Origin of the sequence: Shewanella sp. HL-SH5, from assembly GCF_051163755.1 — a bacterium.
Taxonomy (GTDB): Bacteria; Pseudomonadota; Gammaproteobacteria; order Enterobacterales; family Shewanellaceae; genus Shewanella; species Shewanella glacialimarina.
In genome coordinates, this window is record NZ_CP195038.1 from 1,052,196 (window position 1) to 1,071,876 (window position 19,681).

17 protein-coding genes and 1 pseudogene are annotated in these 19,681 nt (G+C 39.7%); 14 read left to right on the top strand and 4 right to left on the bottom strand.

Features of this window, described 5'->3' with window-relative positions; translation table 11 throughout:
* Position 1 precedes the first annotated feature (1 nt).
* From lspA to ACRWQM_RS04585, 9 genes are all read left to right on the top strand, one after another.
* Positions 2 to 520 (top strand): signal peptidase II, encoded by a 519-nt coding sequence (gene lspA, locus ACRWQM_RS04545; RefSeq protein WP_434931395.1) that lies wholly within the window; start codon positions 2 to 4, stop codon positions 518 to 520.
* The gene (gene fkpB / locus ACRWQM_RS04550) at positions 517 to 960 is read left to right on the top strand and encodes an FKBP-type peptidyl-prolyl cis-trans isomerase (RefSeq protein WP_434931396.1); all 444 of its coding nucleotides are present in this window, start codon (positions 517 to 519) and stop codon (positions 958 to 960) included. The genes lspA and fkpB overlap by 4 nt, the downstream gene beginning before the upstream one ends.
* 9 nt (positions 961 to 969) lie before the next feature.
* Positions 970 to 1,929: a 4-hydroxy-3-methylbut-2-enyl diphosphate reductase gene (gene ispH / locus ACRWQM_RS04555; RefSeq protein WP_434926850.1), complete on the top strand. Its 960-nt coding sequence runs from the start codon at positions 970 to 972 to the stop codon at positions 1,927 to 1,929.
* A gap of 257 nt (positions 1,930 to 2,186) precedes the next feature.
* Positions 2,187 to 2,735: a type IV pilus modification protein PilV gene (gene pilV, locus ACRWQM_RS04560; protein WP_226414023.1), complete on the top strand. Its 549-nt coding sequence runs from the start codon at positions 2,187 to 2,189 to the stop codon at positions 2,733 to 2,735.
* Between the two features lie 8 nt (positions 2,736 to 2,743).
* A complete protein-coding gene (locus tag ACRWQM_RS04565) occupies positions 2,744 to 3,715 on the top strand; it encodes a PilW family protein (protein ID WP_434926848.1) in 972 nt (323 codons plus the stop codon).
* 50 nt (positions 3,716 to 3,765) lie between these two features.
* On the top strand, positions 3,766 to 4,191 hold the full coding sequence (locus ACRWQM_RS04570) for a pilus assembly PilX family protein (protein ID WP_434929100.1): 426 nt from the start codon (positions 3,766 to 3,768) through the stop codon (positions 4,189 to 4,191).
* Between the two features lie 6 nt (positions 4,192 to 4,197).
* Positions 4,198 to 7,731, top strand: a complete 3,534-nt coding sequence (locus ACRWQM_RS04575) for a pilus assembly protein (protein WP_434931979.1) — start codon at positions 4,198 to 4,200, stop codon at positions 7,729 to 7,731.
* A 5-nt stretch (positions 7,732 to 7,736) separates the two neighbouring features.
* Positions 7,737 to 8,132 (top strand): type IV pilin protein, encoded by a 396-nt coding sequence (locus ACRWQM_RS04580; protein ID WP_226414027.1) that lies wholly within the window; start codon positions 7,737 to 7,739, stop codon positions 8,130 to 8,132.
* The gene (locus ACRWQM_RS04585; protein WP_434931397.1) at positions 8,129 to 8,422 is read left to right on the top strand and encodes a TapY2 family type IVa secretion system protein; all 294 of its coding nucleotides are present in this window, start codon (positions 8,129 to 8,131) and stop codon (positions 8,420 to 8,422) included. Before ACRWQM_RS04580 ends, ACRWQM_RS04585 begins: the two co-directional genes overlap by 4 nt.
* 59 nt (positions 8,423 to 8,481) lie before the next feature.
* Here the strand turns inward: ACRWQM_RS04585 and ACRWQM_RS04590 are convergent, their stop codons facing one another.
* On the bottom strand, positions 8,482 to 9,006 hold the full coding sequence (locus ACRWQM_RS04590) for a GspH/FimT family pseudopilin (protein WP_434926845.1): 525 nt from the start codon (positions 9,004 to 9,006) through the stop codon (positions 8,482 to 8,484).
* A 90-nt stretch (positions 9,007 to 9,096) separates the two neighbouring features.
* A complete protein-coding gene (locus tag ACRWQM_RS04595) occupies positions 9,097 to 9,618 on the bottom strand; it encodes a GspH/FimT family pseudopilin (protein WP_434931398.1) in 522 nt (173 codons plus the stop codon).
* A gap of 239 nt (positions 9,619 to 9,857) precedes the next feature.
* Here ACRWQM_RS04595 and glnB point away from each other — a divergent pair, with 239 nt between their 5' ends.
* Positions 9,858 to 10,196, top strand: a complete 339-nt coding sequence (glnB, locus tag ACRWQM_RS04600) for a nitrogen regulatory protein P-II (RefSeq protein WP_226414035.1) — start codon at positions 9,858 to 9,860, stop codon at positions 10,194 to 10,196.
* Between the two features lie 94 nt (positions 10,197 to 10,290).
* A complete protein-coding gene (locus tag ACRWQM_RS04605) occupies positions 10,291 to 11,577 on the top strand; it encodes an NAD(P)/FAD-dependent oxidoreductase (RefSeq protein ID WP_434931399.1) in 1,287 nt (428 codons plus the stop codon).
* 75 nt (positions 11,578 to 11,652) lie between these two features.
* Here ACRWQM_RS04605 and ACRWQM_RS04610 read toward each other — a convergent pair whose 3' ends face one another.
* Positions 11,653 to 12,666, bottom strand: a complete 1,014-nt coding sequence (locus ACRWQM_RS04610) for a LacI family DNA-binding transcriptional regulator (RefSeq protein ID WP_434931400.1) — start codon at positions 12,664 to 12,666, stop codon at positions 11,653 to 11,655.
* 396 nt (positions 12,667 to 13,062) lie between these two features.
* Between ACRWQM_RS04610 and ACRWQM_RS04615 the strand changes: the two are divergent.
* The 3 genes and pseudogenes from ACRWQM_RS04615 (at position 13,063) to ACRWQM_RS04625 (ending at position 18,162) form a co-directional block, all read left to right on the top strand.
* A pseudogene (locus ACRWQM_RS04615) lies at positions 13,063 to 15,674 on the top strand (TonB-dependent receptor).
* Between the two features lie 75 nt (positions 15,675 to 15,749).
* Positions 15,750 to 17,273, top strand: a complete 1,524-nt coding sequence (locus ACRWQM_RS04620; protein ID WP_434931401.1) for a tryptophan halogenase family protein — start codon at positions 15,750 to 15,752, stop codon at positions 17,271 to 17,273.
* Between the two features lie 187 nt (positions 17,274 to 17,460).
* On the top strand, positions 17,461 to 18,162 hold the full coding sequence (locus ACRWQM_RS04625) for a SapC family protein (protein WP_434931402.1): 702 nt from the start codon (positions 17,461 to 17,463) through the stop codon (positions 18,160 to 18,162).
* Positions 18,163 to 18,276: 114 nt separating this feature from the next.
* Here ACRWQM_RS04625 and ACRWQM_RS04630 read toward each other — a convergent pair whose 3' ends face one another.
* Positions 18,277 to 19,179 (bottom strand): sulfite exporter TauE/SafE family protein, encoded by a 903-nt coding sequence (locus ACRWQM_RS04630; RefSeq protein WP_434926839.1) that lies wholly within the window; start codon positions 19,177 to 19,179, stop codon positions 18,277 to 18,279.
* Between the last annotated feature and the right edge of the window lie 502 nt (positions 19,180 to 19,681).

The window sequence follows — 19,681 nt, forward strand, 5'->3', positions numbered from 1 at the left end:
TATGAGTACTGTTCCAGCAACATGGAAGGACAGTGGCTTGCGTTGGTATTGGGTAGCTGTATTTGTGTTTATTGCAGATCAGCTATCTAAACAATGGGTACTGGAAAACTTTGATTTATATGAATCAATTCAGTTATTGCCATTTTTTAATTTTACTTATGTACGAAATTACGGCGCTGCATTTAGTTTTTTAAGTGATGCCGGAGGTTGGCAACGTTGGTTTTTTGCGGTTATTGCGATAGGTTTCAGCACCTTGCTAACCATCTGGTTAAGAAAGCAGTCACATCAATTGTTACGTACAAACCTTGCTTACACACTCGTTATTGGTGGAGCATTAGGTAATTTAGTTGATCGTTTAATGCATGGCTTCGTAGTGGACTTTGTAGATTTCTATTGGAAAACTAGCCATTACCCAGCATTTAATATTGCTGACTCTGCCATTTTTGTTGGCGCGATATTAATTCTGTGGGAAGCCTTTAAGCCTGATGTTGCTCAAACTGAGCAGGAGCAATCAAAGTGACCGATTTAAATAAACCCGATAACCATGCTATTTTATGCCATATGAACCTTATTTTAGAAGATGGTTCAACCGCAGATAGCACCAAAGCATCAGGTAAGCCTGCGCGGTTTAATTTAGGCGATCAAAGCCTGAGCCCAGCGTTAGAAGCACAAATTAAACATTTATCTGAGGGGGATAAACATATTTTCACCCTGGATGCTAAAGATGCTTTTGGTGAGTCAAACCCTGATGCTATTCATCATATGGACCGCAGTCGCTTTCCAGCTAACATGAAGTTAGAAGCTGGGGTTATTGTCAGTTTTTCTGGCCCAGGCGGCAGCGAAATTCCAGGCATTGTACGTGAGACAATAGGTGACTCTATTACTGTGGATCTAAATCATCCATTGGCTGGGCATAAAATCACTTTTGAGCTAGATGTTGTACAGGTTATCACGGAGTAAACATTACCTATGTTAAAAGTTGATCCTACTTCAGCTAAACTCAATATTTTATTAGCAAACCCACGTGGTTTTTGCGCGGGTGTTGATCGTGCTATCAGTATTGTTGAACGTGCTTTAGAGTTATTTGAACCGCCTATTTATGTGCGTCATGAGGTAGTGCATAACCGATATGTAGTTCAAAACTTAAAAGACCGTGGGGCGATATTTGTTGAAGAGCTAGAACAAGTACCCGATAATTCAATTGTTATCTTCAGTGCACATGGCGTTTCTCAAGCGGTTAGAAAAGAAGCCAAGCAGCGTGGTTTAAAAGTGTTTGATGCAACTTGTCCCTTAGTGACTAAAGTACATTTACAAGTGACTCGAGCAAGTCGCAAAGGTATTGAATGTATTTTAATTGGCCATGAAGGCCATCCTGAAGTAGAAGGGACCATGGGGCAGTACGACAATGATAAGGGTGGCGTTTATTTAATTGAGTCACCAGAAGATGTCGCCGCATTGTCGGTCAAAAATGCGGATAACTTATGTTTTGTTACCCAAACAACATTATCTGTCGACGATACACTGGATATTATTGCCGCCTTACAGAAACGCTTTCCTTCAATTGAAGGGCCACGTAAAGATGATATTTGCTATGCCACTCAAAATCGTCAAGATGCGGTGAGAAGTCTTTCTGCACAAGTTGATTTATTGATTGTTGTAGGTTCTAAAAATAGCTCTAATTCAAACAGGTTGCGAGAGTTGGCAGAAAAAACCGGTACCCAAGCTTACTTAGTTGATACCGCAGCAGATGTCGACCCTAGCTGGTTTAAAGATGTATCAAAAGTTGCTGTTACAGCCGGAGCTTCAGCACCTGAGGTACTGGTTCAGCAAGTTGTTAAGGCTATTGCTGAGCATGCTCCAAGTGTGATTACTGAAGTTGAAGGGCGAAAAGAAGACATTGTTTTTGCTGTGCCTGCAGAGCTAAGGTAGCGTTAGCGCTTTTTCTAGTTCAAACTGTATTAAATAAACCCGTAGCGTTAAGTTACGGGTTTTTTTGTGCTTAAAATTTAATCGGAGTATACTTGTTACCAATAATCGCTTTATATGAAGGTAAACATATTAAGCTAGATTGTTAACAACTTGTAAGTTAGAATTGTTGAACAGAAATTTGATATAAGCTATCGTTTTTTAAGCTTAAAATGTAAAATTCGAGGTCAAAAATATGACGGTTGTCGGAGGGTTGACGCATGTCATCTAAAGGGAATGGATTTTCCTTAATTGAAGTTATGGTCTCACTGGTAATACTGGTGATAGGCCTTATTGGCATTTTTAATTTGCACATAGTGGCCAAACAAGGCAGTTTTGAGTCTTTTCAACAAACTCAAGCATCTTATTATGCCAATGATATTGTTAACAGAATGCGAATGAATCCATCTGAACTTAGCAATTATGAAGGAACTTATAATGGCGGCACGTCTGCGCCAACTAAAGCCTGTGATGTTGCTATTGGTGTGAACAGTATTTGCACTAATGTTGAGACCCGCCTATGGGATATATACCAGTGGGAACAGTCGTTTAAAGGTGAAAATGAAAAGTATTCTGGTACGAGTGTCGGCGGATTAGATTCTACAACCGCTTGTATAGATATTACTGGTAGGGATGTCATAGTTGTTATGACCTGGCGTGGCATTCGCGCTTCAACAGATGGATTAAGCGAGGGCAGTGCTTTTGCAAAAAGTTGTGGCTCGTCAAATGATAGGCGTCGTGCGCTAGTTATTAATACCGCGATTTTGTAGGGTAAAAAATGCTAAAAAAAATAACATTACAAGCGGGACTGTCGCTTGTTGAATTAATGGTCGCCATGCTGATCAGCTTGTTTTTAACCGCAGGTCTTTTTAGCATGTTTAGCATGTCATCAAGTAATGTGACCACCACGAGCCAGTTTAACCAATTACAAGAAAATGGCCGTATCGCATTAGCTATTATGGAAAGAGATATTAGTCAACTAGGTTTTACAGGTGATATTACCGGCACCGACTTTATTGTTGGCACCAATACTATTGTATCAGCTTCAGCAGTGCCTAATGATTGTGTTGGCGCCGGTGTAAATAATGCAAGCTTCCCTAATAACCAGCTTTCTCACTTTAGGCGGTTGTGGGGTTATGAAGCCGGGGTAAGTGGTGAAGTGTTGGCCTGCATTACCCCAAATGCGAAGACTGATGTTCTACAGATGAAGCGTCTTGTTGGTCCGTCCGTTTTGCCTGCCAATATTAATCCTACTCGTTATTATGCAGCATCTACATCTACTCAGATTGAAATTTTTAATGGTAATGCTGTTCCACCTACCCTAATGAACAGCCGTATTTGGGAATATCAACATCATGTTTACTATATTGAGAATGACGGCGATATTCCAATATTAAAACGTCGTACACTTTCAATTGGTAATGGGATGAATAACGATGAGCAATTAGTTGAAGGCATCGAAAATATGCGTATTTTGTATGGTTTTGACAATAATGGTGATGATACTGCAGACAGTTATATGCCTGTACAAAATGTAACATCACTTATGTGGGATAATGCATTTTTCCAACGTTTAGTGTCTCTTCGGGTTTACCTGTTAGTGCGTAGTACCCAAGAAGACAGAAGTTATACTAACAACGTGACATATACTTTGGGTGATAAAACCGTTGGCCCACTTAATGATAACTTTCGTCGAAAAGTTGTCTCCACGACTATTGTATTAGAAAATCCTGTTTTAATTAGGAATTAATCATTAAACAAGTTTGCAAATACATTTAGGTAACAGCAATGCAAAATTCAATAAAAAAGCAGCAGGGAGTCGTTTTATTCTTCTCTTTGATCATTTTAGTCATAATGACAGTTATAGGTGTCGCGCTTGCAGTAAATTCTACCCAGTCATTGCGTATGGCTGGTGCGGGATCTGAGCGAATAGAGGCCATGATGTCTGCTCAAGGTGCGCAGGTAAAGGTCATAGCTGATAATGAAGGCGCTGTAATGGGTGCTATGAGTGTCGTGACTGTAATGAATGATGCCGTATTAGGCGTGACGAATACGATTACTCCTATGTCAGTAGGAGATGTTGACTGCCAACGCAGTATGAAGGCTAATTCGGGAAAATCACTAATATGCCGACGCTTTGAAGTATCAAGTAGAGCAAGTTTTGGTCGCAGTAATTTAGGGCAAGTTACTGTTATTTTAGGTTTTGAACAAGAAATGTTACCTTAGGAGCTAATTATGATAAAGCTTATATCGTTTACATCGTTATTTGCGGTACTTTGCTTATCTGCTAATAGTTTCGCAGATGACACTGAACTTTATGTTTTTGAATCTACAGCAAGGTCAGGTTCAAGACCTCAGGTGCTCATTATATTTGACACATCGGGTAGTATGGGGACTAATTTTTATACCGATAAACCGTATGTCCGCAAACAAGAAAACGTTGAAAATGGCAATCTAAAAAAAGACACTAAACTCTTCTTTACGCGTAACAGCAGTAATATCCCGACCGCTTCGAGTAAGCAATTCTTTTTGCATGGTGTCAACGGTTGTGATGTTGGGGAGCAGTACCTTGAAGACTATGGTATGTTTACTGGGTATATACGTGAACATAAGTACGTAGGAGAAAACGGGACCTGGTCAGAAATACCATTAACAGATGGCTCAGGCATAACCCAAGTTGACTGTTATGAGGATATCGCAGAACGAAATTATTATAATAACAATACTAATTTTTGGGGTTTTCCAGTTGATGGTTTAGGCACCAGTTCAGCCCCCTTAAGTTATACTGCAGCTAATAACTCCTCTACCACCGCAGAGATTGATGCGGCTATTGCTAAAGCGAAACTAACTAATTTTGGTATTGGTCAACCAATAACACTTTATACTGAAAAGTATGTTAATTGGTACCACAACACAAAATCCAAAAGTAACTATTCGAGAATGGAAGTCGCTCAACGCGTAATTGAAGATACCATCGTTACGACACCCGGTGTAGATTTTGGTTTATCAGTGTTTAACCGTAATGATGCCGATGGCAGTAGAAGTGGTGGGCGTATTGTTTACGGTATTTCCCCAACTAACGAGCTGACTAAAGGAAAGTTGTTAACTACAATTGGAAGTCTAAATGCTGATGGTTACACGCCATTGTGTGAAAATCTTTATGAAGCGTATCGTTATTTCGGCGGATTAAGCGTCATGTATGGTGACGATGATCCAAGTCGAATTCCCTATAGAGATATCAGCATAGAGTCAAATGGTAAATACAAATCTCCTTTTGTCGGAAAGCAGTGCCAAGATAACGCTTATGTTATATATGTTACTGATGGAGAGCCGACTCGCGATAATAATGCGGACACATTCGTACTAGGGTTATCTGGTGTAAAAGTTGCGGATAAGTTTTCCGATAACTACCTTCCTGCTTTAGCTGGCTGGTTAAACAAAAATGATGTAAATACAGCTGTTGATGGTATGCAAACTGTCAGCACATATACTATTGGTTTTAGTTCTGGTGCTGATAGCGCTGCACCTATTTTAAAAGAAACCGCATTACGCGGTGGTGGCGCATATTATTCAGCTAAAGATGCACAAAAATTGCAGGAAGCATTACAGCAAATTTTCTCAAATATCTTAGAGGTTAACTCGAGTTTTACCTCACCTTCTATTGCTAGCAATAATTTTGATAGAACCCAAACCCTCGATTCCGTTTATTATGCAATGTTTTTACCTAACAAGGGACCACGCTGGCTAGGCAACTTGAAAAAGTTCAAAGTCACTGGTAGTGGTGATGTTGTAGACCAATCAGGAAATAATGCCATTGGTGATGATGGTAATCTAAAATCCTCAGCGTGTTCATATTGGACTTCAAAAGCCGTCTGCGATGCGACAAGTGGTGGTGGCGATGGTAATAATGTTGCTATCGGTGGTGCTTCACTTATGCTGCAAAATACTGCAACGAGAACCTTGTACAGCAACTTTGGTTCCGGAGGCTCATTAAAAGCATTCACTAAAGCTAATGCAATAAATGGCGCTGGCATTGGCAATGAAGATGAACTCGCGCGCTTTATGGGAGTAGATAAATCTGAGTTAGATAAATTGTTTAAATGGACCCAGGGCATTGACGTTGATGATGAGGATAAAGACAAATCTACCTCAGATACCCGTGTTGATATTATGGGTGACCCGCTTCATTCAAAACCTTTAGCAATAAACTATGGTACCGCTGGTTCTCCTGATGTTCGCGTGATATTAGGCACAAACCAGGGTTTTATTCATATGTTTAAAGATAAGGGTAATACGGTAGAAGAGTCCTGGGCATTTATGCCACAAGAGCTATTACCTAATCTAAGAGAGCTTCGCGCCAATATTCCCACAGGCGTGCATTCTGTATACGGGATGGATAGTCCTTCAGTGGCCTATGTTAAACGCAATGCTTCCGGTGCAATTGAAAAGGCTTGGCTATTTACCGGTATGCGCCGTGGTGGTAAGTCATATTATGCTCTTAATATCACCGACCCAGATAAACCATCATTCATGTGGAAGGTCAGCCCTGACTCAGCCGGTATGAGTGATATGGGCCAGTCTTGGGCTGAGCCTGTTGTTACTTTTATTCCTGGCTTGCCTGCAGGCAATACTTCTCCAGCTAATGCTTTACCAGTGCTGATTATTGGTGGAGGCTATAATCCTTCAACAAAGGATGGTGCTGGCGTTGGCCAAGATGATACCAATGGTCGTGGAGTGTATGTACTCAATGCCGAAACTGGCGCGCTTGTACATCATTTTGGCATAGCGGGTGGTAGTAATAAAACCAAGCTTGATGGTATTGTTGATAGTATTCCGAACAGCGTTGCAGTATTGGACAGTAACAATGACCGATTGACAGACCGAATATATGCAACCGACACCGGTGCTAATGTGTGGCGAATGGATCTTCCTAGCGCTTCGCCGGATAGTACCACAGTACCTTGGACTGCATTTAAGTTTGCCAGTTTAGGTGGAACGTCTCAAGGTAATGATCGTCGTTTTTTTGCAGAACCTGCAGTCGCCCAAACAGTATTTACTAACATCTCAGAAGTCAGTGTAACAACACCTACTGGCACTACGACCACGCGAACCTATCAAAATGTCCCCTATGATGCAGTCACAATAGGTACTGGCCATCGGCCACACCCGCTAGATAAGTCACGTTCGGATAAGTTTTTTGTCCTACAGGACAGAAATGTCGTCAGTAAGTCTTTCACTGGGACAGCAGGTAATGTGGTTCCGGCGGCTTTAGAGCTATCGAACCTTTACAATGTGTCATCAGCCCCTCCCGTAACAGAAGATGAAAATGTTGCCTTTGGTAAGATGCGTGGCTGGTATTATAACTTCGGCGCTATTGGTGAAAAGAGTTTGTCTGCCTCGACGATTATTCAAGGGCGTGTGTTCTTTACTTCATATGTACCCGGGGATGCGACATCTGCGAATCAATGTTTAGTATCAGGTAAAGGTCGCTTATATGGCTTTGATTTACATAAAGGTACTCGCTCATATACGCAAGAGTTTATGGAGATGGGCGCTCGTGTTCCTGATACACCGCAACTGGTTATTCCACCCAATGGCGCAGATGACAGTTACATGTACCTTATCGGTATTGGTAACGCGGGAGATAAAATGGAGAAAGTAAAAGATCCTCTAAATCCCGATCCTGATGGCTGTAAAGCAGGTGATGAAAAATGTATTGGTGCAGGGCCTGGTGTAAACAAAATTTATTATCATATTGACGAGTAAACTAAATGAAACTAAAAAATGGTTTTACCCTGATAGAGCTTATGATTACCGTTGTTGTGATTGGCATTTTGGCATCTATTGCTTACCCAAGTTACACTCAATTTGTCGCTAAGGGCGCGCGAGCTGATGGTGTCGCTGGGTTAATGAATGCTGCAAATAGACAAGAGCAGTACTATTTAGATAATAAAAAGTATACCGATGATATGAATAAGCTAGGTTTAGGTGCGGATCCCTGGATAGTCGAGAATAAATTTTATTCCATCGATGCTGTAGTGGTAAATAATAGTGATTTTACATTAACCGCAACAGCAAAGGGAACTCAAGCGACTCGCGATTCGGCTTGCGCTTCAATTACCTTAAATGCAGCAGGGAACAAATTGCCTAAGGAGTGTTGGAAATGAAGTTATTACCTTTACTTATCGTTGGTTTAGGATTCAGTATCACGGCTCATAGTGATGAATTACCGCTCACCTATAAATGTTTTATTGAAACTCAAAACGGTGTAGATATAGCTAATTTTAGTTGGCTTGAAAGTGATTTGATAAAAGAACAGGCTGCGCTATTGACTCAGGATGTTAGCACTATGACAGGTAAACGCGGTGTTGTGAGGCATATTGACGAATGTGTAAAACTTGAACAAAAATTTAAGTCCAAAATAGCCAATAAAATGGATGAAGAAATTACTCAATAACTCATCAACTGAGAAATTTATTTTATTGTGTAAAAAAGGTAGCCATCGGCTACCTTTTTTTAATTGCAGTTTACACTAGCTGTGATTGCTGAAACTCGCCCGGACACGCCAATTGTTATTCCTTTAGAATCAGGATTACTCTTATCACCCGGACAATAAATGATACTGCCTGTTTGAGCCTGGTTCATTAACCCATCAGCATTGAATGTATAGCGTGATAAAGTTGATTTAATAAAGTCATTGCTGTCTACGGCATCGACGGTACGTAATACAGTATCCTGTATACCATTATTGTTTTCCAGTGACCCCAATGCCCCATTATCGATAAAAACACTAAATCCTTCAGTCCAGTCAGCGCCGCAACTTGTTCCATTAAATGGGCATATTGATACCCTGCTACCGTAACTTACGGCTTGGCTGCGGGCAAATAATATGGTTGATTCAATATTACTGATAACGCCTCTAGCACGCTGTCCTTCATATAATGATACTAATGAGGGCACAGCTACAGTCATCAAGATACCTGCGACGACCACAGTCACCATTAACTCAACCAGTGTGAAGCCATTAGATTTATGTTTCATTTTATTATCCTTGGTCATATGTATTCAGTATAACCAAGAGACCAATGAAATTCAGCGATTTATTTTATTCAGGTCAATATTATTTGAGTGTTAGGGTTTGCAGGCAATATTTTTCTTAGTGGAAAATCTCACTCTGCCTGCTTGATTGATAATAATTGCTTTAGAGTAAGGGCTGTCAAACGTTTCTGGGCAATATGTAAGTGTGCCATTTGTACCTGATGCCAAGCCGTCGGGCTGATACCGTATTGCCTTGCGATTATATTGTATTATATCTTCTTGATGAAACTGGCTGACTTCTTGAATGATTTTATCTTGGCCATCCAACTCATTCGGTTTACCTGAGTCAGCAAATATTGAGAAGCCTGTGTGCCAATCATTACCACATTTTCCTTGCTCGAGCGGGCATACCGTTATTCTTACGCCATAACTGATCGCCATGTTTCGAGCAAATTGCATCGATTGCTGAATTGTCCTGATATTACTGTCGACTCTGATTTGTTGTTGTAATGATTTAAACGAGGGAAAGGCGATAACAGACAGTAAGCTGGTGATCATTATTGTGGTCATTAATTCAATAAGATTAAAACCCAAATTGCGCTGATATAACATCATAATAGACTCATCCTTGATTTATCAATATGCCGCTCCCTGCGACACTTGGTTAAATTATAGTCAGTAATTGATTTTTTGCTTAGAATAAATCAATTTAAAAATAAGTTTAAAATGCAGCAGAAACTTACCTAACTTTCGAGTAAGATATTCAGTAGTGATAGAAAATTGATATAAACTTTAAAAGTTACATCATCTTAGGTAATTAAGTTAACCTATACAGCCCTTTTAGGAGTGATTAAATGAAAAAAGTAGAAGCCATTATTAAGCCATTTAAATTAGATGATGTGCGCGAATCACTCGCTGAAATTGGCATTACCGGTATGACAGTGTCTGAAGTCAAAGGTTTTGGCCGTCAAAAAGGGCATACTGAATTGTATCGTGGCGCCGAGTATATGGTAGATTTTTTACCCAAAGTAAAAATTGAATTGGTAATACAAGATGAATTACTTGAGCAAGCTATCGATGTGATCGTTGATACGGCCAGGACAGGAAAAATTGGTGATGGTAAAATATTTGTCACCGATGTAGAGCGAGTTATCCGAATTCGTACCGGTGAAGAAAACGAAGAAGCTGTATAAGCTAAGGCCATTATGGCCTTTTTTATTATCTGAGCTTTCTGTTAGTCACTATATAGTTATGCATTTTATGGTTTTTATTTAATAGGGTTATGTAATGACTCAAAAAATTGTAATCGTGGGTGGTGGAGCTGCTGGCTTAGCATTAGCCTCTCGATTAGGTCGTAAATTTGGTCGTAGTAAGCAACTTGAAGTCTGTTTAATTGATAAAAATACTATTCATATTTGGAAGCCAAAACTGCATGAAGTCGCAGTAGGGGTGATAGACCAATCAATCGAAGGTCTTCAGTATCGTGATCATGGTTTAAAGAATGGTTATCAATATATTAGAGGCAGTATTGAAAATTGCGCTCCCGATCAAAAATGTATTTATTTAGCGCCGGTACTCAATGATGACAATGAAGTCATTATTCCACAGCGCAAAATTGAATATGATTATTTAGTACTCGCACTAGGAGGTGTCTCTAACAGTTTTAATACTTTAGGTGCAGAGAAAAATTGTATTTTCTTAGACAGTTTAGAAAGTGCTAATCGTTTTCATGACAAGCTCTTAGATGCGCTATTACAACTTAACGAGACACAAACTCACCTAAGCATAGGTATTGTCGGAGCGGGTGCTACAGGTGTTGAATTAGCCGCTGAACTGCATCATGTTATAGAGTCGGTTACCCAATATGGTTATACCAATATTTCAAAGCAGCATTTAGAGATCCATCTAATTGAGGCCGCCGATAAAGTGTTGCCACAGTTGCCGGAACAAGTCAGTTTTCGTGCTCAAGCTGTGTTAGCCAAACTTGGCATTAAGCTGCACTTAGCGGTTCAAGTAAAAGAAGTCACTAAGGCAGGCTTTATCACTGCAGCAGGTGAAACAATAAATGCCAATATAAAAGTTTGGGCAGCGGGTGTAAAAGGGCCTAAAGTGTTAGAAAACTTCAGCGCATTACCGATTACCGCTCGAAACCAAATTGAAGTTGATCATTATATGAAAGTGAAGGGCGTAGACAATATCTATGCCTTAGGTGATTGCGCTCAGCTAATACTGGATACTGGTAAGCTTGTGCCACCAAGAGCTCAAGCCGCTGCACAAATGGCTGAAACACTTTTTAAAAATATCAGTGCACAAATGAAACAACAGCCACCAAAAGTGTTTGTTTATAAAGATTATGGTTCTTTAGTATCACTGAGTCGTTTTTCTGCTGTGGGTAATTTAATGGGTAACTTACGCACGGGGACGTTTTTTGTCGAAGGACATTTAGCGCGTCTTATGTATATATCACTTTATCAGCGCCACCTTATTAGTTTATATGGCTGGTTCTCGGCATTTGTATACCGCTTAGCGCAAAGATTATTGCGTTGGAAAAGACCTAAGCTTAAATTACATTAGTCTTTAACTAGTGAATATAAAAAAATGCCTTATTAATAAGGCATTTTTTATCGCATAAAAAGACTTAACAGGCGCTTATAAGGGAGATGATGCCGAATCTCGTATTACTGGTGTAGGGGTGAACACCTTAAAGCTTTCTTTGCCTTGATCTTTTCGTTTATCAATTAATAATTGAGTCGCAATTTGTGCTATCTCAATATTGGGTTGATGAACAGTCGTCAGTTTTGGCCAGGTTTGACGCGAGAAAGGGCTATCTTCGAAGCCTACAATGGATAAATCTTTTGGTATATCCAACCCCGCTAGTCGTGCAGCAAAAAGTGCACCAGCCGCTATTTCATCATTACAGGCAACAATTGCAGAGGGTCTATTTTTCATCGCAATTAATTTATTTGCCCCTTCAACACCCGATTCAAAAGAGTATCTTCCGTCTAATACCCAGTCTTCGTTGACGGTTAAATCATTACTTTCTATGGCTTGTTTGAAGCCATGTAATCGCTCTTTGGTTGATGCATGTTGATGATCACCACTTAAAAAACCAATATGCTGATGCCCAAGGTTTATCAAATGTTGCGTTATTTCAACGGCGCCGTGTTTGTCGTTAACTAAAACGGTTAAGCCTTTATCATCATTTATCTGCTCACCTGCGATAATTCTGACGTAATTGGCATTAATTTTATCTAGTGCAGCCAAGATATTAGGGTCTTCTGACATAGGCGGAGTTAACACTAACCCAGCTAGTCGAGAATGTTTGACCATAGTGGTGAGTTCTTCACAAATTGTTGGCGATTTTGCATTACAAGGATGGATGAGCAGTTCGAAGCCCCTATCTTTGCAAGCAGATAAAATGCCGTTTTGCATATCAATAACATAATAAGCATTTGGGTTGTCATAAATGAAGCAAATCACATATGAACTTGTGCTGGCTAAATTTCTAGCCGCAACATTAGGTTGATAATTTAACGCATTAATAGCTTGGTTGACTTTATCTATAGTCGTTTGCTTTACCGAAGGTTCCTTGTTAGTGACCCTTGATACTGTTTTTATTGAGACGCCTGCATATTTAGCCACGTCATTAATGGTTACTTTCATGTGAAAATTAACTCTTCTTCAGGCGAAATCCAATTAACTGATCCCCCGTAATTGATCAGTTAAAAGGGTTATTTATCTGCCAATAGTGCGAGTTTTTAAATAAATAGGCAATCACCAATTTATAACAGGTAGGATCTGTTCTATTTTAAAAGGTAACAGAATGTGATTTTACATTATATTTACATTCTTTACTCTCATGTTTTATATAAGATTATTTAACTCTCGATCTATTTATCAGACAAAAACACAGTAAAAAAATAGCTTGAATAGTTATTTTGTTGTGGCGTGACTGTTAATTTTTGTGTAATGTTTGCCCTAGACATGACAGCGTTGTCATTCCGTCGGAATGGTTATGAACTCTAAAACGATAATAAAGTTATGGAAGGGGAAAAAAAGATGCGACCATCTACCTTTAAAAAAAATGTACTAGCGACTAACATCGCAATCCTACTTGGCAGTGTTGTATCTGTTGGCGCTTATGCTGCAGACGAAGCTGTTGCTGATGACAACATTGAGAAAATTGAAGTACGTGGTATGCGTGCATCGATGAAAGCTTCTGTTAATGAGAAGCGATTTTCAAACTCTGTGGTTGACGCTGTGACTGCAGAAGATATCGGTAAATTCCCTGATGGTGACGTTGGTGAATCATTAGGCCGGATCCCTGGCGTTGCGGTAAACCGCCAGTTTGGTCAAGGCCAACAGGTTTCAATCCGTGGTGCATCAAGTCAATTGACTAGCACACTACTAAATGGTCACTCAGTTGCTTCAACAGGCTGGTTTGATCAACAAGCGATTGACCGTAGCTTTAACTATTCTTTATTACCACCACAAATGGTGAGTGGTATTGAAGTGTATAAGTCTTCACAAGCTGATTTACCAGAAGGTGGTATCGGCGGTACAGTTATCGTTAAAACACGTAAGCCGTTAGACTTAGATGCAAATACTGCATTTATCAGTGCTAAAGGCGATTACGGTACTATTTCAGAAGAGACTGACCCTGAATTATCTGGCTTATATAGCTGGAAAAATGAAGATGAAAACTTTGGTTTCTTAATCTCTGGTGCCGGTGCTAATACACAGTATCAACGTAACGGTATTGAAACACTTTTAGGTTGGGGGAAATTGTTCCTTCAACATTCCAACAAGACCGTGAACGTACAGCATTGAACGTTGCAGCTCAATATAGAGCAAGCGATGCATTAGAGTTTGGTTTAACTTACACAGGTTTAAGCTTACAAGCAAACAATGCTAACACCTCAATTTTCTTATTCCCAACTCAACAGGGTGAAAGCACCTGTAACCAAACAAATGCTGCTGGTGTATGTACAGACATCACTCATTCAGGTGTTGGTGGTTTTGCTTGGAACCAAGCTTGGGCTCGTGAAGCTGAAATGAATTCAGATACTATTGATTTCGATTTCACTTACAACAACGATAACTTCAAACTTGAAGGTCGCGTAGGTAATACTTCGGCTGATGGTGGTACTAGCTTAACGTCTAACTATGGTGGCTCTATTGGTCAACCAGGCGATTTCGCAGGTCACTATGATGCAACTGGCGATATTATTAATATCGATATTGCTAAGAAAGATTTTGCTGCAAGTGATTATAATGGCCAGTTATCTAGTGCGGGTTGGGCGTTAAAGAAACAACCTAACACAGATGAAGAGACCTATGCACAGTTTGATATCACTGTACCAACTGATTTAGGTGCGATTTCATCGATTAAAACCGGTTTACGCTATGCTGATCATGATGTAACCCAAGAAACTGATGCTGCAATTGTTGGTGATATTGCAATGCGTGATGCATCATACTACTACGATGGTACTATGAGTTCAGGTGCAGGCTTTACTTTGCCTAGACCAAACTTTGATAACATGATTAATGATGCTAAAGCGGCAATTGATGGCTTTACACGTGATAAATCTGGTTATGGTACTCTGAACGAGAAGAACCTTTCTTTGTATGCAATGGCTAACTTCGAGTCAGAAGGTATCCGTGGTAACTTTGGTTTACGCTATATTTCTACCGATGTTGAGTCAGATTATTATGATTTGAGCAGCACGGGTCAGTTTGCTGATGCATTGTCGACCGATTCATCAAGCTACAGCGACGTGCTACCAAGCATTAACGTGGCATTTGACTTAGCACCAGACTTAATCCTACGTACCTCAGCATCACAAGTTATTTCTCGTCCTAACTATGCTGAATTATTTGCTACCTCGACTTTACCTGGCTTAAATGATGGTACTCCTGGTAATGAAAAGCTTAACCGTGGTGCAGTATCATTAGACCCGTTTAAAGCTTCTCAAGCTGATTTAAGCTTAGAGTGGTATTTCAGTGATTCTGGCTTAGCTGCTGCAACTTACTTTATCAAAGATGTTAATTCGTTTATTTCTACTCGTCAGAAGTTGAATCAACAAATTGGTATTAATGACAATGATTTAATTGCCCAAGGCGAAAGCTCATGTGGTGTTGGCGTTTATGACTGCTGGACGGTAAGCGAGAAATACAATGCTACAGGTGGCCGTATTGAAGGTCTTGAATTACAACTACAAGACTCTTATGACAACGGTTTAGGTTATTCTGTTAACTATACTTATGCAGATGCAGGTTCTCCTGCTGAAAACTATCCTGATCAAGTGGGTGTGTTCTCTGACTCTTCTAAGCACACTGTTAACTTAGTTGGTTATTATGAAATGGATGCATTCTCTGCCCGTCTAGCTTATAACTGGCGCAGCGAGTACATGATGCGCGAACTACCAGGTTTCTATGGTAACCGTCAACATCAAGACTATGGCACACTTGATTTAAGTACAACTTACAGTGTGACAGAGTGGATGGATGTGACTTTTGAAGCAGTTAACTTAACTGAAGAAGACAGTATCCAAACGGGTGTTGCGCCATTAGATGCTGAAGTGATCCCTGAGTTCAAAGCTGACTATCCAGTTTGGAGCTTTGAAGGTGAAGCACGTTATAAAGTGGGTGTAGCGTTCCGTTTTTAATCAAATGATATAGTTGATTATAAAACTTTAAAGCCCAGCTTCTGCTGGGCTTTTTGTTATATTTCCAGAGGTCTTATGAATATTCAATCAATTGCGATTATTGGTGGTGGCACAGCTGGCTGGTTAGCGGCAAATCATCTTGGTAAGGCGTTACTTCATATGAATGTATCAATTACCTTAATTGAGTCGCCAGATATTCCAACCATTGGCGTAGGTGAGGGAACCGTTCCTACCATACGTAAAACATTACAAAGCTTTGGCATTAGTGAAACTGAATTTATTAAGCGCTGTGATGTAACATTTAAGCAGTCGATCAAATTTCAAAATTGGCTAGACAAAAAAAGTCATGGAAATAATAATTTCTACCATCATCTTTTTGATCCACCAAGCCCAATGGGTGATGACTTATCTGATTTTTGGCTTCAAGGCTCAACTAAGGCTTATGCTGATTTTGTGTCAAGTCAGCATGCTGTTTGTGAAGCTAATTTAGCACCTAAATTGATCACTACCCCTGAGTATCAGGCGGTACAAGGATATGCATATCATCTTAATGCGGCTAAGTTTGCGCTGTTACTCGCTGACAACGCAAAGCAAAAATTTGCTGTTAAGCATCTTGTAGCTAATGTACAGGACACTCGTTTAAGTCAAGATGGCAGTATTGATGGCTTAATATTAGATACGTGTGGTGAACAAAAATTCGATTTTTATATAGATTGCAGCGGTTTTGAGTCTGTGTTGTTAGCTAAAGCGTTAAAAGTGCCATTTGTCGATAAGTCACAACAGTTGTTCATTAACAAAGCGGTTGTTGTGCAAGTGCCTACTGAGTCTGAAGCCATTATTCCACCCTATACCAAAGCGACAGCGCATCAAGCCGGTTGGATTTGGGATATTGCTTTAACAAATCGCCGGGGCATTGGTTTAGTGTATTCCAATTCGCATCTTGATGATGAGCAAGCAAAGCAAAAGTTAAATCGTTATCTTAACGGCCACTTAGATCAATATTCTTATCGCACTATTCCAATGCAAGTGGGTTATCGAAAACAATTTTGGGCTAAAAACTGTGTCGGACTAGGGTTAGCTCAAGGCTTTTTAGAACCAATTGAAGCAACTTCGATTATGCTAACCGATTTTGCTGCTGGGTATTTAGCTAGCCGTTTCCCTACCGATAGCAGTCAGTGCGAAAGCTTATCAGTGCGCTTTAATCACACCATGACATATGCTTGGGAGAGGGTAGTTGAGTTTGCTAAAATGCATTATTGTTTATCCGATAGAACGGATTCAGACTTTTGGATGGATAATAAAGACGCTAAAACTATCCCTGAAGGGCTGCAACAAAAGCTCGCTTTATGGCAACAATATAGTCCATTGAGTGAAGATTTATTTTCAAAGTTTGAAGTCTTTAATGTCGAGAATTACCTCTATGTATTGTACGGGATGAAGTACAAAACCAAAGCGCCTCAATTAACACCTAAATCAGCGCAAGTAGCTCAACAACATGCGGCGCAGATAGCATTAAGAGGTAAACAACTGAGTGGACATTTACCTGCACATAGAGAGTTACTGCAAAAAATTCACCAGTATGGTTTACAAAAAATCTAAAAATATATTTTTTGATGGATATTTAAGCGGTTAACACATTGTTATCTCGATAAGCTCAGTTCCCGCTTGAAAAATCTGAGTATCTTGGTAGTTTCAAGTACTAATTTATTTTAAACACATTATAACAAGCCTCAAAAGTTGTTATTACCACAGCCATATTTAATGAGAAGCGCCTCAAGGAGCCAAGATGTCTAACCAAATTACCCTGATCGATCATACTAAGCACGGTGATCTAAAAATCATTCCTAGTGATTTTTCTCACGTTGCAGACCAGCATATTGTACCTGTTACATTACACGAGATTGCCAGAGCGGCAACTGAGTATCCAATCGTATTTGTTAAGAACAGTGATACTGGTGAGTTTCAATCTGTTGCTATGTTAGGTTTAAAGCCTGGTGAAAACTTAAGTGTAAAAGATGGTAAGTGGTTAGGCTTATATATCCCCGCAGTGGTTCGTGACTATCCATTAGGTTTAATATTAAACCCTGACGTTAAAGATAAAGTCTGGATAGGTATCCGTGAAGCAGCAAAAGATTTAAGTAAAACCGAAGGACAAGCATTATTTGAAGGTGAGCAAGAAACTCCATTTTTAGAGTCTCGCAAAAAAGCGCTAATTACGCACTTTGAAGAAGATCAGGCTACCCGTGGTATTTTAGGATTCTTAGCTGAAAAAGAACTGCTTGTTAGCCAAACACTTACAGTTGATGTTGCAGGTGAGAAACGTAACATTAACGGTCTGTATTTGATTGATGAGCAGAAGCTAAATCAACTTTCGGACGAAGACTTTTTAGAGCTTAAAAAGCGTGGATTATTAGGTCCAATTTTTGGTCATTTAGGATCGTTAAACCAAGTTAACCGTTTAGCGCGTATGGAAGTATTAGGGCGTTAAGTTTTAATATTGCTAATAAAATGGCGCTAATAAGGCGCCATTTTAATTAATATCCGCTAAAATCCGCTAAATCCTCGGGAAGAACTCAGTGAATACGGAGGAGTCTGTTTACAGCTAAGCAATAAACAACATTATCGTTCCAGTTAAAATTATCCATACCGCAAAAAATAACTTAAGTTTCACAACAGAAAAAAACAGTGCGACCCGTTTGGCTAGCAATCCACCGATTAATGCCCCAGGCCCTGCAAAAAGTAACACCTCAAAATTGGCTAATGAGTCTTGCCCTAAGGTGATAGGTGTTGCCGACCAAACAGTGAGTGCACTGACTACAACCCCTACCGCTATTGACAGTTTGGTGCAATATCCCCGCAGCATTAAGTAAATCACCGCTATCTCTCCAACGCCAACAGATAACCAAGCAGTAATAATGCCACCGATAAAGCCTATGCAACATAATAAGACACAGTCGAATAAAGGTTTGGCCTCAAACTGAGTCGCGATGCCATTGTTGGTTTTTTTTAGGCTGTTTATAATGATAATGCTGCCTAAAATGATTGAAAATAGGCTAAAGCTGATATGTAAAGATGCAGGAGCGTTAATGTGCATTAGTTTACTACACCATAAACCTGCAATAGAGGATATCGAACAACAGATGATCATGGTACTGAAGCCATGCCAGGTTTTGTTATGATGATGTTGTTTTATATAATGATGGCACCAGGTTAATGCACCTGCTGTCATGCCAAAGCATTGGATCAGAAATGAGGTTGATATCGCTTCTTCGGGGCTAAATCCTAATGCAGAAAATGCAGGAATAAATATTACACCACCTCCCGCTCCTGTCGCATTAGCAAATATAGCTCCACATATTCCTAGCAGTGTAAAAACACTATGACTATTCAATAGCTGTGAAATATTGGGTGTGTGCCAAGCCCATAACACCCACGAGCTAAATAAGGTAATTGTAATAATTAAACTCGTAAGTGGAATTTTGGCAATTAGACGATTCATAGGCATATAAAAAAGTGCAGCGTAAAGGAAAGTGGATTAATCCTATCAGTGTGTAGATAACATGTCATCGTACTATGTTAACAATCTGTTGTGGTATTAGAGGTGTAGCACGGTTAATGTAACTAGCTGATTCTTAATTGGTTAGTGTTTTTTTAATATTGAGTTAATAAAATTGTGTCAAAAAGATGTAGATCTCTCGCCATTTATTAGGTAACTTAAGCAATGACAGCGTTGTCATTGCTTGTAGGTAACGTTGTTATTTAAGGTCAACATGAATAGGAAGAGGTCTCCAATTCATGAGTGATAATGGTTTCTCGGTCGGGCGAGATATCATTTTCCATTTTAATATACTTTTAGTCTCTCCCCAGAAACGAGTATAGGCTGGGAACATGTCTTAACTGATTTATGTCCCAGCTTTTTTTTCCTTAAATTTAACATTGAACATTTATCAAGCACTCATTTTACAATGTGGTGTGCTGAATCAAACCAGCAGGATACTATTTTATAG